Annotated in this window: 12 protein-coding genes; 2 read left to right on the top strand and 10 right to left on the bottom strand. The window is 44.3% G+C overall.

From position 1 onward, the window contains the following. Positions 1–5 precede the first annotated feature (5 nt). From rsmA to FAI40_02155, 7 genes are read right to left on the bottom strand one after another with little or no spacing between them, the layout of a single operon-like run. Positions 6–815, bottom strand: coding sequence for a 16S rRNA (adenine(1518)-N(6)/adenine(1519)-N(6))-dimethyltransferase RsmA (gene rsmA / locus FAI40_02185; protein QCE34239.1), 810 nt, complete (start codon positions 813–815; stop codon positions 6–8). After that, the gene (locus FAI40_02180) at positions 812–2,170 is read right to left on the bottom strand and encodes a peptidylprolyl isomerase (protein QCE34238.1); all 1,359 of its coding nucleotides are present in this window, start codon (positions 2,168–2,170) and stop codon (positions 812–814) included. Before FAI40_02180 ends, rsmA begins: the two co-directional genes overlap by 4 nt. Then, positions 2,167–4,617, bottom strand: a complete 2,451-nt coding sequence (locus FAI40_02175; protein ID QCE34237.1) for an LPS-assembly protein LptD — start codon at positions 4,615–4,617, stop codon at positions 2,167–2,169. The genes FAI40_02180 and FAI40_02175 overlap by 4 nt, the downstream gene beginning before the upstream one ends. Positions 4,618–4,620: 3 nt before the next feature. Beyond that, positions 4,621–5,793: an LptF/LptG family permease gene (locus FAI40_02170; GenBank protein ID QCE34236.1), complete on the bottom strand. Its 1,173-nt coding sequence runs from the start codon at positions 5,791–5,793 to the stop codon at positions 4,621–4,623. A gap of 14 nt (positions 5,794–5,807) precedes the next feature. Then, positions 5,808–6,932: an LptF/LptG family permease gene (locus FAI40_02165; GenBank protein QCE34235.1), complete on the bottom strand. Its 1,125-nt coding sequence runs from the start codon at positions 6,930–6,932 to the stop codon at positions 5,808–5,810. Positions 6,933–6,948: 16 nt separating this feature from the next. Then, positions 6,949–7,977, bottom strand: a complete 1,029-nt coding sequence (locus tag FAI40_02160; protein ID QCE34234.1) for a threonylcarbamoyl-AMP synthase — start codon at positions 7,975–7,977, stop codon at positions 6,949–6,951. A 45-nt stretch (positions 7,978–8,022) separates the two neighbouring features. Beyond that, positions 8,023–8,892 (bottom strand): 3'(2'),5'-bisphosphate nucleotidase CysQ, encoded by an 870-nt coding sequence (locus FAI40_02155; GenBank protein ID QCE34233.1) that lies wholly within the window; start codon positions 8,890–8,892, stop codon positions 8,023–8,025. 232 nt (positions 8,893–9,124) lie between these two features. Here FAI40_02155 and FAI40_02150 point away from each other — a divergent pair, with 232 nt between their 5' ends. Both FAI40_02150 and FAI40_02145 read left to right on the top strand, forming a co-directional pair. Next, on the top strand, positions 9,125–10,660 hold the full coding sequence (locus FAI40_02150; protein ID QCE34232.1) for a leucyl aminopeptidase: 1,536 nt from the start codon (positions 9,125–9,127) through the stop codon (positions 10,658–10,660). A gap of 5 nt (positions 10,661–10,665) precedes the next feature. After that, on the top strand, positions 10,666–11,169 hold the full coding sequence (locus tag FAI40_02145) for a DNA polymerase III subunit chi (protein QCE34231.1): 504 nt from the start codon (positions 10,666–10,668) through the stop codon (positions 11,167–11,169). Between the two features lie 55 nt (positions 11,170–11,224). On the opposite strand, the gene FAI40_02140 is transcribed toward FAI40_02145, so the two are convergent. From FAI40_02140 to FAI40_02130, 3 genes are read right to left on the bottom strand one after another with little or no spacing between them, the layout of a single operon-like run. After that, a complete protein-coding gene (locus FAI40_02140) occupies positions 11,225–12,856 on the bottom strand; it encodes a hypothetical protein (GenBank protein QCE34230.1) in 1,632 nt (543 codons plus the stop codon). Then, on the bottom strand, positions 12,856–13,668 hold the full coding sequence (locus FAI40_02135; protein ID QCE34229.1) for a phosphatidylcholine/phosphatidylserine synthase: 813 nt from the start codon (positions 13,666–13,668) through the stop codon (positions 12,856–12,858). Before FAI40_02135 ends, FAI40_02140 begins: the two co-directional genes overlap by 1 nt. 39 nt (positions 13,669–13,707) lie before the next feature. Beyond that, positions 13,708–14,409, bottom strand: coding sequence for a phosphatidylserine decarboxylase (locus FAI40_02130; GenBank protein QCE34228.1), 702 nt, complete (start codon positions 14,407–14,409; stop codon positions 13,708–13,710). Between the last annotated feature and the right edge of the window lie 86 nt (positions 14,410–14,495).

Below are 14,495 nucleotides of genomic sequence, written 5' to 3'. Positions count from 1 at the left end.
AGCTATTAGCTTCCTTTTTTTGTGAGCGAAAGCTTTGCTAAACGGTCAAATTCTTCCACTGAAAGTGTTTCACCACGTCTGGTAGGGTCAATGCGAGCTTCCTCAAGGAGTTGATCGCCCCCAAGTTTTTTGAGCGCACTTCGGAGCATTTTGCGCCTTTGCCCAAAGGCGGCATGGGTGATTTGCTCCATTTCTTTAAAAAGCGCTGGAGAAGGCTGATTGGGATGGGGAAGAATACGGACAATCGCTGAATGTACTTTAGGGGGAGGGGAAAAGGCTCCTGGCGGCAGACGCATGACAATATCGCATTGTCCGCACCATTGTGCGAGAACACCTAATCTTCCATAAGCAGCGCTGTTAGGTTTTGCACAGATACGTTCAGCGACCTCTAACTGAAACATGAGATTCATTTTTGACCAAGCGCCTGCTTGACGCAAGAATTTTACCAAAAGGGGGCTGCCGACATTATAGGGAAGATTGGCAATAACTTGTCTTGGTTCTTTCAGATGCGTAACAGCATCTATTTTCAGCGCATCGCCTTTGAGGAGAGTAAAACGGCCTTTGCTGGTGGCTTCCATTTCTTCAAGAAAAGGAAAGGTCCTTTCATCAATTTCAATGGCATAGACTTTTTTTGCGCCTTGACGAAGAAGCGCCTTGGTAAGCCCTGCTGGACCAGGGCCCACTTCAAGAATGTTTTGAGATGTGAGGTCTCCACCTAACTGGGCAATGCGGTCGCAAATATTGGGATCGAGCAGAAAATGCTGTCCCAAAGATTTTTTTGCAACAAGATCTGTGTTGTAAGAAGGCGTTGTCATGCGTTTAATTCGGCACGTCCAGCAGGACGGATTTCAATAACAGCTTTTCGCTGCAAAGCTCTTTGAAGCTGTCTTGCAGCCTGCTCAATACGTTCGTTCATAAGTTGGTCTGCAATTTGTCCTGGTGTTAATTGTGCAAGATTTCGGCTCTGGCGGGTGCAAATCATCAAAAGAGAAATGCCGTCTCCTGCCACAAGCGGTTTTGTCGAAGTTTTATTGGGTAATTTTTCGAGAATGGAATGCATTTGGGGCGGCAGGCGTTCCATAACTTGCGTCCCCGGGTTACCTGCTTTTCTTGCGCCTAATTTGTCATTCAGCTCTTCCATATCCTTACAAGAGTGAACTGTTGCAGAGGCTTCGTTGGCCTGTTGCAAGAGGGCTTTCTGCTCTTCTGTTGGGGCTTCTGGATTGAGCGGAGAACTAAAAGGGAAGAAAGCTTGGCGCAAGGTAATCAAAGTGCCCATTTCTTTTCCAAGCTTCCGCCGTGCATGTACGGTTGAGATAATTAAGCCACCCGGGACGAGGATAGGATTTGAGATAGCCTCATCTGGCATTTTTTTAATGATTTCAACGACCGCAGGATCAAGATGGTCTTCCTGCATCCAACCTAAAGAGCCTCCGTTTAAGGCAGACTGATCTTGAGAAAACTGCGCGGCAACGATAGGAAAAGGCGCTCCGCCACGCAATTGTGAAATAATCATATTTGCAAAGGCGATTTCTTTTTGAGGATGCTCTGAATCCGCCACGGGAATGAAAATCTCATTCATGAGGTACTGAGGTTCGCCCTCTTCCTCCTCGAGTGCTTTTTGCCGCTGTTTAATTTGATCTGGAAGCACACGGCTTCTTGCCCCAAGTGTTTGACGCAAGACGACCATCCAGCCACTTTGCGCTCTAATTTGGTCAATCAAAGTCGTGAGGGAAATGTCATCTTTGGCAAGCTTATCCCGCAACGCATTGTGGGGCATATCGTTACGCTCTTCGATATTTGCGATAGAAGCGGCAATTTGCTCTGGCGGAATATCAATATGGCGGCGAAGAACCTCTTGTGTTTTCAGTTTTTCTTGAATGAGCTGTTGTAGAATTTGCGAGCGCATGCGTTTCATCACACTGGGCGCAATTGGCAAGCCTGTGGAGACAACGAATAATCTGGCACGGTCTTCAACATCGGCTCTGGTGAGAAGCTGACCATTCACAACCGCTAGGATTTGCGCATCAGAGCTAAGATCAGAGTCCGCTTTCGGACTGGGAGAAAGCGTATCTTGCGCATCCGCTGTAATTTCTTCTGCTTGGGCTGAAAAAACACAAAGAAAGAGCGCCAAAGGAAGCCAGCAAAGAGAAAGAGAGTACTTTTTCATGCGGCAGAACCACCTGCACCGAAAGTTCCGATAGATTTTAAGAAAATATTCACAAGGAAGGTTGAGCCACGGGCCTCACCACCGATAGAGGTATATTGCTTGCTATAGAAAAGATCCAGGCCAAAACATTCATTCGCATAGCCAATATTTCCGCCGTTCGAAACCCATTGCATTGTGGTGGGGTCAAATCTGGCAAAAGCGCCAACATGGAAACTCCCATATTCAAATTGTCCTGAAGCCGTGACTTGGTTCATGTGTTGGAAGTTGAAGCGGTTAACAAATTGTCCTTGATTCAGCCCATATGGCGTATAGAAATAATAAGGATTGTTAACTTCATAGATATAACCTGCATTAAGATTGATATGTGGGATTTTGAAGTTGAAAAGCCCTTCACCGTAGTCAAATTCATTTTCCCAAGGATTGTATTTCCCACGAGCTACAACACTTAGCCAATTATTCGGCGCAAATAAAATACGGCCAACCGGATCAGAGAGATGATGATTAAGGCCAGTGCCTGGTATCATATTATGCGTGATATGGTCTTGGAAACTTTCACCGACTAAAATATCGACGACATGGCCTTTCCAGCTCCAATTTTGGTGAATGCCGATATTCCCGCGCACACCACCATCTAAACGGTCTGTTCCTTCATAACGGTTAAGTTCAAAAAGGGTTGAATCATCGAAATTATAATAGAGACTGTCTTCGTTTGGCATATTTCGGCTGAGCTGTCCGCCTGTATTGGGCGCTGCAATGAATTGGGCAATTGGCTCAAAAATACTATAGCCTCGTCCATGCGCAAACGTACGCATGAAAGGCCAATTCACCTGCAAAGCAAAAGTGGGCAGAATTTGGCCTGTAATCTGGTCTCCAGGCGTTAGATATTGTGAAGGGCAGCTATTGTTATTATAGGTTTCAACGCAATTACGTTCGACCGAGTGATAGACGGTAGAATCAAGACGGCCTGTAACTTTCCATTTCTGTCCCCAAGGACCATCGAAAGGACGATCATATTGGAAACGCCATTCCCCACGTTGATCCCGAAGTCCATCAACACGGTAGAGATCGAAATCTTCTGTATGGAAGGAGAAGGTTCCGCCTAATTTATCTGGCTGTCCTTGGTAGTTATATGCAAAACTTGGCAGCGCATAGGCGAGACGGTCGTTGTTAATTGTGCCCTGGTTCATGCCTTGGAAAAATTCCACGTCAAAACGAAGTTGCGACCCTTGTCCAAAACCTTCAACAAACGCACCGGATTCGAGAGCATCTGTACCATAGCCAGGGACACGATAGTCTCGCATATAGTTTGCAGACGTTGCTAAATTAGCCTGTGCGCCATAATGCCAGTATTTATTGTAAACAAAGTCAGCAGAAGAAAGAATATAGGCTTGCGCACCGTGTTGATCGCTGTCCGTTCCGTAGGAATATGTGTTGTCGTGTGTATCAACTCCGACACCGCCTTGGATTTTAATAGATCCAAAATTTAACATTTTTCGGTAATTGGCGGTAAAGTTAGGCGCTGATTTTGTCGCAAAAAGAGCCGTTAGGGTAATATCAGACGTTTTATCAATCACCCAATAATAAGGAACGGTAAAGAAGGTACCGAGATAGCGGTCATGCGGACTGATTTGGAAGGGAAGAAAACCGCTTTGCCGTTTGACGGACGGGTCTGTTAATTTAAAATAAGGCAGGTAGAGGACGGGCAAGCCGAAAACTTTAATCCAAGCATTTTCAAATTCGAGGCGCTTATGATTTTCATCTCGGCGAACAGCGGAAGCTTGGATTTGCCAAAAAGGGGCTTTGTGCGGATTTTTGGCGCAAGTATTGCAAGGCGTGTAGCTAACGCGGCGCAAATCTTGCACGACGCCCTCTGATTGCCGCATCCCGTTCGCAGCAAGTTTCACGTTTTCTTCCATGCGCATATAAAGCGCACGGCCAATTCCATCTTTAATCCCATTTTGAAATTCGAGTTCTTTTGCATAAAGCGTGCTGCCATCGGGTTGAAGCAGCGCAACATGCCCTGTTGCACGGATAAGACCCGCAGGGCGGTCTAGGGTGACACGATCCGCACGCAGTGCTTGATCGCCTTGCCAAATACGGACGTTCCCAGACCAGACCAGCTGCCCTGTCTCATCATAGCTTTCATGGTTTGCCAAATAGGTAATGGGATCTTCTTTTTTGACTTCACCTGGCTGAACAAAATGCCCCGCACTTTTATCGGCTTGAAATCCTTTTCGGCCACCTGACGAGACATCCACAGTTTGAATTCCAAACTGTTCGGGCAAAAGCTTTGTTTCAGGGAGAGGGGTGACCGTTTTTTTCTGCTGCGGCGTGCCTGCGGGAATTTGCTTTTGTTCTTGGGAAAAGGCTTCAGGCGTTAGAGAGAGAAGTACCAAGGAAGAACAGAGGAAAGAGACGGCAGATTTGAGTTTATCTGAAAATGACAAGATCTATCCCTCCTCCATTTTTAAAAGAAGGCTTCCTGCGATACATATACCAGCCAAGAGAGGAAGCACTGCGGCAAAAATGGGTGGCATACTTCCTGAATTTCCCAGCTGTTCTGCTATTTTTGTAAGCGTAAAAAGACAGAATCCCGTTCCTACACCAATACCAATAACGGTGACGGCTCTTCTTTGACCTTTCGTTGAAGGACGTAATGCGAAGCCTGCTGAAATTAAAAGCATTGTACCGTTAAGAAAGGGTAAGGCCAAGAGTGTATAAAGATGAAGTTGTTGTTTGCGGGTTGGAAGGCCGGCTTCCTGTAACCAAAGAATAGTTCTGGGCAAGTTCCAGAGAGATAAAGTATCCGCAGAAACACCGATTCTTCTTGCTCTTCTGGCTGTCAGGTGGCTGGGCATTGAAAAGTTAGGAAGGGGCTTTGCCTGCTGCCCCGGGCTGATTTCAATGGCATTTTCAAAAATCCAATGTCCTTTTTCAAGGCGTGTTTCTTGCGCTTCGATTCTTCTTAGAAAAACATCTTTTTCGCCAAGGCGTAAAATACTCGCTCTTTGCGCCTCTAAAAAAGAATGATCATTTTTTAGGCGTGTTTTCGAAATGCCATAGAGATGAAGAATCATATGCCCGTTGTTGCGCAGGCCTTTATCTTCTTCTTTGAGCCAGAGCTCATCTTCAATCGCATTGGGCGTTTTGAGGTAATGCTCTTCAATGAGCGTTGCAAGGTGGTAGCAACTTGCAGAAAAAGGCGAAATAGCGACAATCGCTAAAATCCCGATCACAATAGAGGCAATGAGTGGCCCCACGAGGAATTGCCAAGCCGAAATTGCCGCAGCCCGTGCCGCCGTCACTTCTGAAGCTCTCGAAAGAAAGAAAAAGCAGCTAATGCCCCCTAAAAGAATGCCAAAAGGCAGAATAGAGAGAAAATAGTAGGGAATATGAAGAAAAGAGATCTCAAGGGTAGAGAAAAAGCCCAGCTGAGGATGTGCGGAGCTTTTGCGCAAGAGATCTAAAAGGTCAAAAAGATCAATAAGGAGGCAGAGTGCCACCGTCATGCAAAGCGTCAGAAGAAGGAAACGTTTTGCAACATACAAGCGAAGCGTTTTTGGCAATGCAGCCGAATGTTCTTCAAAGCCGTCTTGTTGGTTTTTCCGAGAAATAATTTGCACGCTGGTTGAGGAAATTAAGGGTAATGGCTAGAGGAGCCACTATGCTTAAAAAGGATAAAAAGTGCAATAAGAATAGGGAGGATTGGTAAAGCCAGCAACGCCCCTCCAAAATCAGGGTGAAGGCTCGCAAAACTTCTGAGGAGGAGATTGGCGCTTAGCAGGAGTGCCATCGAAAAAACAGCAAAAAGAACAGGGCGGTAGGGTTTCCGATCGCCTCTTGGCGGGCCGCAGAGCGTCCAGCATAAAGCAATGAGACTAAAAGCAAGCGTGTAAAGCGGAGAAGCAAGTCGTTCATAGGCTTCCGCATAAAATTTGCCCGTAAAGACAGGCGGAAGATTTTGAGGAAGCTTGAGAAGCTCTGAGAGGGATAATTCCTGTGCATCAATGCTTCTCTGGCCTGTTGGCGGTGGCGCAATCGCAATCATCTTTTCGCCAAAACCTAAAAAAGAAAGGGTTTGGTCATTTTTATTTAAAGTTTGCCGAGAACCATTTTTGAGTAAAAGTTCCAGTCCATTGGCGCTTTGGAGTAAGGTGCCGGATTCAGCCATTAAAATAATGCGCTCACCAGATTTTTCTGTTTGTTCAATCAATGCCCCTTTGAAATCATTTTCATCTTTGTCTTGCACATAAATTGTCATGCCGTTTGGGAGGCGGTTAAAGACGCCTTCCTCTAGAAAAAGGCCACCTAATTCATTCCGGATATGAAATTCTTTTTTATGAAAGGCATGATAAGCGGCAGGGACAGCGAATAAGGTTAAGCTATAACCAATGGTCAGGGCGCAAAATGCACAAAGAATGGCTGGAAGAGAAAGTTGGGCTGGGGAAAGGCCGCTTCCTTGAAGGATTGTAAGCTCCCGATCACTTGTAAGGCGCTCATAGGTAAATAAAATAACGGCAAAAGTACTCAGAGGGAGAATGATATTTAAAAAGGTTGGCAATAGAAAGGAAGTAAGCTGAAAGAAAACTTTAAGGCTCATGCCATGGGAAGAAACCAGTCCAACAAAATGCAGCGACTGGATAGTCCAAATTAAGAGGACGCCTGCAAAAGTTAAAAAAACCAAGCGTTTCATCAGCAACAGAAAAATATAGCTGTTAAAGCGTGACGTTAGAACTTTGAAAGAGCTAGGGGTTGAAGGCATTACTAACGAAAAAATTTCAGGAGGCTTGAGGGCGTGGCGCTGCGGCGCGTGAGAGACGCTCTAAAATTGCAATGCCAATATTTTCTTTTGGGATAGAGGAAACTGCAATGGATTTTAAGCCTCGTTTTTGACCTTCAATATCTAAAAAACGTAATCCTTTATAGAGATTTTGCGCTGCCTCTTCTAGGCTTCCAGAAGGAGAGAGGACAAAAGAAAGCCCTTGAAAATGAGCTGGAACTTCATGAAAAGAAAGCCAAGCCTGCGTTGTTGTATCTGGCGAGACAATATCCAGTTCAACAGGAAGGGTTGGGGCATAATGTGAAATAAATTGTCCAGGGGCGATAGGGGTTTGTTCGTTTTCCTTAGCTTCTGGTGCAGTGGGTGTGAGCTGGTATTCTGGGAAATCGGCAATAAAAGGGCGCAAATCACTTGGCATAATTTTACCAGGGCGAAGGATTTTAGGCCTGTCCTGACTGAAATCAATAATCGTGCTTTCGATGCCAACACGGCAATCAGCGCCTTGCACGATACCATCAATGCGGCCATTGAGTTCTGAAAAAACATCCTGATAGCTTGAGGGGCTGATGCGTCCAGAGCGGTTGGCAGAGGGGGCTGCTATGGGGACTGCTGCAAATTCAAGTAATTTTCGGGTTAGGAGAGGTTCTGGCACTCTTGCTGCAAAGGTGGGCAAACCTGCGCAAGCTTCTGGGCAAAGCTCAGAAGTTTTTCGCCGTCTTAGAACCATTGTAAGAGGGCCTGGCCAAAAAATTTGGGCAATTTGCTGCGCTAAATGAAATAAAGGCGCTGTTGGATCCGCTTCTTCAAAAACAGATTCTGCATGAGGAAAATGAAGGATAAGGGGGTTGTTCCGAGGGCGTCCCTTTGCCTTGTAAATGCCGGTAATAGCTTCGGGCACAAGGCCTGATCCTCCTAGCCCATAGACGGTTTCGGTTGGAAAAGCGACTAATTTTCCTTCTCGCAACCATTGCCCTGCCTGTTCAAGATCATGCGGTTCTTGCGTGAAAAGATGTGTTTTTCTGGGCATTAGAGAAGACTTAGTTACTTAGATAAGGAAAGTTAAGAGGGGGTATTAGTCAAAGATTTTTTCTGAAGTGCCTAGCACTTCAAAAATAGTATTTTTCCAATTGTTTTTACCATAGGATAAGCATTGACCGTCAAGGGTACGGATAGCACCGCCAGCTTCTTCTAAAATGATTTGGGGGGCGGCAATATCCCAAGCCATCGTTGCGCCAGGCTGGTAATAGTAATCGGCATGTCCTTCTGCAATTTTGAGGATTTTTACAGCAGATCCAATCTCATGGATAAAGGCAATTTTAGGATTGTTGCGGTTTTTCTGAAGGTGCTGCTTTAGATTTCGGCGGCTGTTGTGGCGGGAAGAGGAGAGAATTCGAAGCCCCTTTTCAGAAAGAGAATCACGCGTTAGCTTTTGACAGTGGATTTGTTTCAGAGACGAGGTCTGGGCATTGATTTTCCAAGCGCCTTTTCCTTGGCTGGCGAAGTAAATAGAGCTAAAAGCAGGAACTGCGACAACCCCCAAAATAGGTTTTCCATCTTTTAGAAGGGCAATATTGGTGCAAAATTCTTTTTTGCCGATGATAAAGCCTTTTGTACCATCCAAAGGATCTATGAGCCAGAAATCTCCATATTGAAAGGCAGGCGGAAGGGGTGGCAATTCCTCAGAGACAATTCCAACATGAGAAAATTTTTCTCCAAGTGTGCTGATTTTCTCTAAAATAATATCTTGGGCAAGTTTATCTGCATTTGAAACAGGCGTTCCATCTTTTTTCTCTTGTGTCTCTAAGCCAGACTTTCGGGTTTCCAGCACAAGTCTGGAAACGTTCAAGCTAGCCTCAACCAAGGCACAGGTGCATTCCCCCAATGAACCTATCTGGGATTTAATCTTATCAAAAAGGAAGGGCTTTAGAAAACACTTATGCATGATTCTATGTATAAGATAATCTGTTTTAAAATGGGATATGCTTTTAGATGGAAAATATTTTTATTTTAGAGAAATTCGTATTCTCCCTTTAAAAAATGAAAGCGTAAGCCCTAGAAAGAGGGCAGGAGGCGACTTATATACTGAGGAGATGAAATTGTAATTGACCTTAAAATTCTCTCCTTTATTGGGATTGATAGAAAAATTAAGGGGTCAAAGCAGCAAGGGAAAAAGAATGGTAAAGACAAACAAGACGGTGCCTGTTTCGTTTAAATTATATGATGAGGCTTTGTTCTCTGCACAAAAACCTAAAGCTCTTGTCGTTGTTTGCGGTTCGGCTTTTAAGGATTGCCCACGTTTTAAAGCCCTCAACGAGAAAACAAATGGTGCGCTTTTACGGGCGGCGACAGCTCAGAAGTTTGCAGGAAAATTTGGCGAAAGTCTTTTCTTCACAGCGCCTGCTGAAGCTTTTTCCCATATTGTGATTTCTGGGATTGAGAAGGCTTCAGAAGGGGAATCTTTGCCAACCTATCTTGCCGCAGAATATGCCGCAGGAAAAGCGGTTAAAGCTCTTGTTGCAGCAGGCGGAACGGAAGAGGGAAAAGTTACTTTCTTAAGTTCGAAAGACCTCCTTCCAAATGTTGCTTTTGGCGCAGCTTTGGCCGCCTACCGTTATGATAATTACATTACGGGCAAGGCTTTAGAGAAAAAAGAGAAAGCAGCGATTAAGTCTATCGAAGCGATTGCAGCAGGGGAACAAGCTGATCTTAAAGCGATTGAAGAAAAATGGTTCTCTTTAAAAGGGATTTTGGATGGCACAATTTATGCGCGTGATCTTGTAAATGCGCCTTCAAATGCGCTTTATCCAGAAACTTATGCCAAGAAAATTGAAGAATTGAAGGAAATTGGGGTTGAAGTGGAACTGCTTGATGAAGCAGCCATGAAGAAGCTCGGTTTTGGTTCATTGCTCGGTGTGGCGCAGGGCAGCTCCCATAAGCCTTATACTGTTATTATGCGCTATAATGGCGGCGCTAAGGGCGATGCACCCGTCGCATTTGTCGGTAAAGGCGTGACCTTTGACTCTGGCGGAATTTCTTTGAAACCAGCCGCAAAAATGGATGAAATGAAATCCGATATGGGTGGGTCTGGTGCTGTCGTTGGTGCTCTTAAGGCGCTTGCTTTGCGTAAGGCGAAAGTGAACGTGGTTGGGGTGATTGGACTTGTCGAGAATATGCCTTCAGGTGATGCGCAGCGTCCAGGCGATATTGTGATCAGTTATAGTGGAAAAACGATTGAGGTTTTGAATACAGATGCAGAAGGGCGCTTGGTTCTTGCAGATGTGTTGACCTATACAGCCCGTCAGTTCAAGCCAAAAGTCATGGTGGATCTTGCAACATTGACTGGGGCGATTGTGATTGCGCTTGGGGATGTCTATGCAGGGCTTTTCCCAGCTTGTGAGAAAGTTTCTGCTAATCTTATCAAGGCTGCAGATGCCGCAGGTGAAAAAATTTGGCGTATGCCAATGGGTGCTGATTATGCAAAAGATTTAAAATCTCCTTTTGCAGATCTTCAAAATATCACGGGTAAACGTGGGGCAGGTTCAACGACAGCGGCTGAATTTCTAAAAGCCTTTGTGGAGGATGTTCCTTGGGCACATTTGGATATTGCAGCGGTTGCTTGGAAAGATTATCCGACTGCGATCGGACCAAAAGGCGCAACAGGTTTTGCGGTGCGTTTGCTGAATAATTTTGCAGATGATTACGCAGGATAAGATATTTGAATCCGTATCCTGAAATTGCGTTTTATCATTTGATGCAATCAAAGGTTGAGGAGGTTCTGCCTCGCTTGCTTTCTAAGACTTTAGATCTTGGTGAGCAGGCGGTGGTCAGAGCCTCTTCTGATATTTTGGCGGCTGAAATTGATAAGACATTATGGGAGTATGAGGATCCAGCTTTATGGCTTCCGCATGCGACGCAAAAGACATTAGCAAAATACGATCGTGCAGAGGATCAGCCTATTTGGATTACAGGTCCTGAAATGCCAGCAGAAAATCCTAATCAGGCACAATTTCTATTTCAAATTGATGGAGGATGTTTAGAGGAAGATTTAACGCCTTATAAGCGTATTTTTGATCTCTTTAATGGGAATGACGAGAAATTACTGAATTTAGCGAGAGGACGCTGGAAACGCCTTAGAAATGAAAACCGATTTGTTTTAACTTATTGGCGTCAAACAGCTGGGGGAGCTTGGTCTAAGGAAAGAACAGAAACGCCGTCTTAAAGATTTTCGTGAGTGTCTGTTTCAATGGGGTTTATCTAAAGATAGGCCCTATTTTTTATGATTTATCTGGAAATTCAATCCAAATTAAACGAGGACTCCCATAAAGATCATAGAGATCTGTATGAGCAATCCGCATTTTTTTAAGATTACTTGGAATATATTCTTTCTCTCCTTCAAGGGTTTCTCCTGGAAAAAGGATCTTATTTTCAGGCCAGAGATCTTTCGTCCAGAAAGAACAAAGACCAAAACATTCGACAATATTGGAGTCAAGCGGACGCCCTCGAAGAATTGAATTATGCTCACGGTAAAGAGCTGTTTCCTGTGCAATCTTTGCTTTTCCAATTAAAGCGAGTTTTGCGTCAGGATAATGTAAGGCAGCTTTTTGTAAATCAGACTTTAGATAGATTGCGAGCCTTTCTTCGGCATTTCTTTGCATGATATTTGCGCTGCTCCATTCCGCAGCACAGATACAGCAGGGCCAAAAAATGAAGAGGGCTAAAGCAACATGGAGCCCCTCTTGGTGGCGTGCAATTTTGGGAAAGAAAGCGAGAAAATTCTGTAATCCTATACAGAGAATAATCATCATAAAAAGGATAAAAAAACTCGTTCCAAAAAGGACTCTAATTTCCATTACAGGGTTGGCTAACGGTAAGATGACACCACCTAATGCCGGAATCATCAGAGACATTAAAAGGATGAGGGCAAGTAATTTTCTTGTTATTTTTTGTGTAAAAAATAAGGAGAAAAGAATGGCGATAAACATTCCAGATAAAGAAATGAATTTTAGATTAGAAAAGAGATAGCTCTGAAGATTGGTAAGGATTAAGTGCCAAAAATCTAGAAAATGTTTTTCTAAAGTTGCAATAAGCTGAGAAAGTGGCACCATGTCTTTATGCTGATTTCCCCAGCCTGATGGTGTAGGGCAAAAAATTTTGTATAAGCATGCTCCCATTAAAAAACTGGTCGCACTAAATGCAAGCTTTCTTGAAATTATTCTTATGGATGTTTGAGAGACTGTTACGGCATACCAAGCCAGGAAAAGGACCGTTCCTAGAAAAATATTTGCTGAAGGCTGGTAGGACCCAAAGGCGAAAAAGACAAAAAGACCTGCCACAAATATTTTTAAGAGGTTTTGTTTGAGATCTTCTTTTTTTGTCTCCCGCCATAGAAGGCTGCTTCCTAAACAGGCAAATAAAATAGCAGATCCAAAAAAAAGACTATCTGAATGGAAGGAAAGATTTTCAAGAAAAAAGGGGGACGCCAAGGGAAAGCAGGCAAGCGCTTGTTTAAAGTAAATGTGTCGCCGAAGCGGCTCAAGACACTCTAGAAAAAGAGCTGTTCCGAGAATAACTTGGAAGGCGCCAGCAAGGTTCGTCAGAGGATATAAATCCGCAACTGGAAAAAGATGATGCGTTAAGGAAAGGGGATTGGGTGTTACCGTAAAGAGCTTGTAAATAAAGCCAGCAATGGGACGGGCATCTGGAAACCAATCATGTCCCATTCTGCCCATTCGGCAAAAATCGTCCCAAAAAGGTCTTCCGCCTCTTGTGACAAGAAAGACATATAAAAAAGCAAAGAGAAAGGCGTATTGATATTTTTTAAGAAAGCTTGTGGCTTTGAGAAGAAGAGGATCTCGCTGTATGTGTTCAGGAAAAGAGATTCTCAAAGAGGCAGGGCATTCTTTCATTATCTACCGTCAGTTTCACGCCATTTCTTAAAAAAGTAACAGGAGGTTGGGATAAGTAAAAGATAGAATACACCCATGCCTGCTAAAGTTGCCCAAGGGGCTGCAACAAAAACGGCAACATAAATCGCTGCAAGCAGAAGGAAAGGCAAGAGAAAATATTTTGGAACACGAAAATGTTTCACAGACCAGATGGGCAATGTGCAAACAAGTAGCAAGGCCGTAATGATAAGGCTAGAAGCGCACAGAATTTCACTATGTGTATAAGGAACTAGCCAATCAGCGCCAATTTGCTGTTCTGCCAGCCCTAAGAAAACAGGAAAAAGCGCTAATCCTGCGCCGGCTGGTGCTGGAACGCCTGAAAAGAAATGTTTTGAATATTCTCCAAGACCAGTGGGCTCTTCTTGCATAACATTGAACCTTGCAAGGCGCAGAGCCATACAAACGGCGTACATGAGCGAGGGGATAAAGGCAAAATTTAAACTGTCATGATTATGGCTAGACCATAAGAAAACGATAAGGGCTGGGGCAACACCAAAAGCCATAAAATCGGTTAAGGAGTCATATTCTGCGCCAAACTTTGAAGAGGCCTTCAAAATACGGGCAACACGCCCATCTAAACCATCACAAAAGAAAGAAACTAAAAGCGCAATACAGGCAGATTTAAAATGCCCTGAAAGCGCATAATGAATGCCAATCAGTCCTCCGCAAAGCCCAATAGTGGTCACAATATTGGGCGCAAGCTGATTGAAGGAGATGCCTTCAATGCGCTTCAACCGTTTGTTGCGAGGAGGTTCGGAGGACTTATTGAACATTAAGCTACTTTCATCTTTTGAAAAGTTAAAGATAAAAAATTAAAGGACGGCAATGAGGGTTTCGCCACCAAGTGCTAATTGACCGACATTCACAAGAGGTTTAACGCCCGCAGGGAGATAAATATCTGTTCTGGAGCCAAAGCGGATAAGACCGTAAGTTTCGCCAACTTCATATTTGTCGCCAACTTCTGCTTCGCAAACGATACGGCGCGCAATGAGGCCTGCAATTTGAACAACGGCAATGTCTTTTTGACCATATTCCGTCGTAATACGAATGGCATTGCGCTCATTGAATTCAGAGGCTTTGTCTAGAGAGGCATTAAAGAATTTGCCTTCATGATAGCTTGTTTTGGTAATCGTGCCTGTGACGGGAATACGGTTGACGTGGACATTTAAAACAGAAAGGAAGGTAGCAACACGCCAGACTGGTTCATCCCCCATCTCCAGTTCTTTTGGTGGAACAACCAGCTCAATAGATTGAATACGCCCATCAGCGGCCGCAATCACATACCGGTCTGTCCCTTCTTCCCCAAGGGGGTGAAGTGGGAGAACACGCTCTGGATGACGGAAGAAATAGAGGCAAAATCCTGTAAAAAGCGCCCCTAGACGAAAAATAAGCTTTCCTAATCCATTATTAAGCCTTAGCCCAAAAAGAGCTGTCACTGCGCCTATAATGATAAAGGGAATGCCCGCACGATGCGGCGGAGCGAGGCTATCTTTGATAGGTCGAAGAAAGGACATATATAAACTTCTTTTCTGCTTGTGAAGACTTTGCAATTTATGGAGATTTAATGAGGAAAGCCTCTCTCCATCTTATGGCATTTTTT

It is taken from the genome of Acetobacteraceae bacterium, from assembly GCA_004843345.1.
In the GTDB taxonomy this organism is placed as follows: Bacteria; Pseudomonadota; Alphaproteobacteria; order Acetobacterales; family Acetobacteraceae.
Note: the sequence above shows the minus strand (reverse complement) of the source record. Positions and strands in the feature narration are given on the sequence as shown.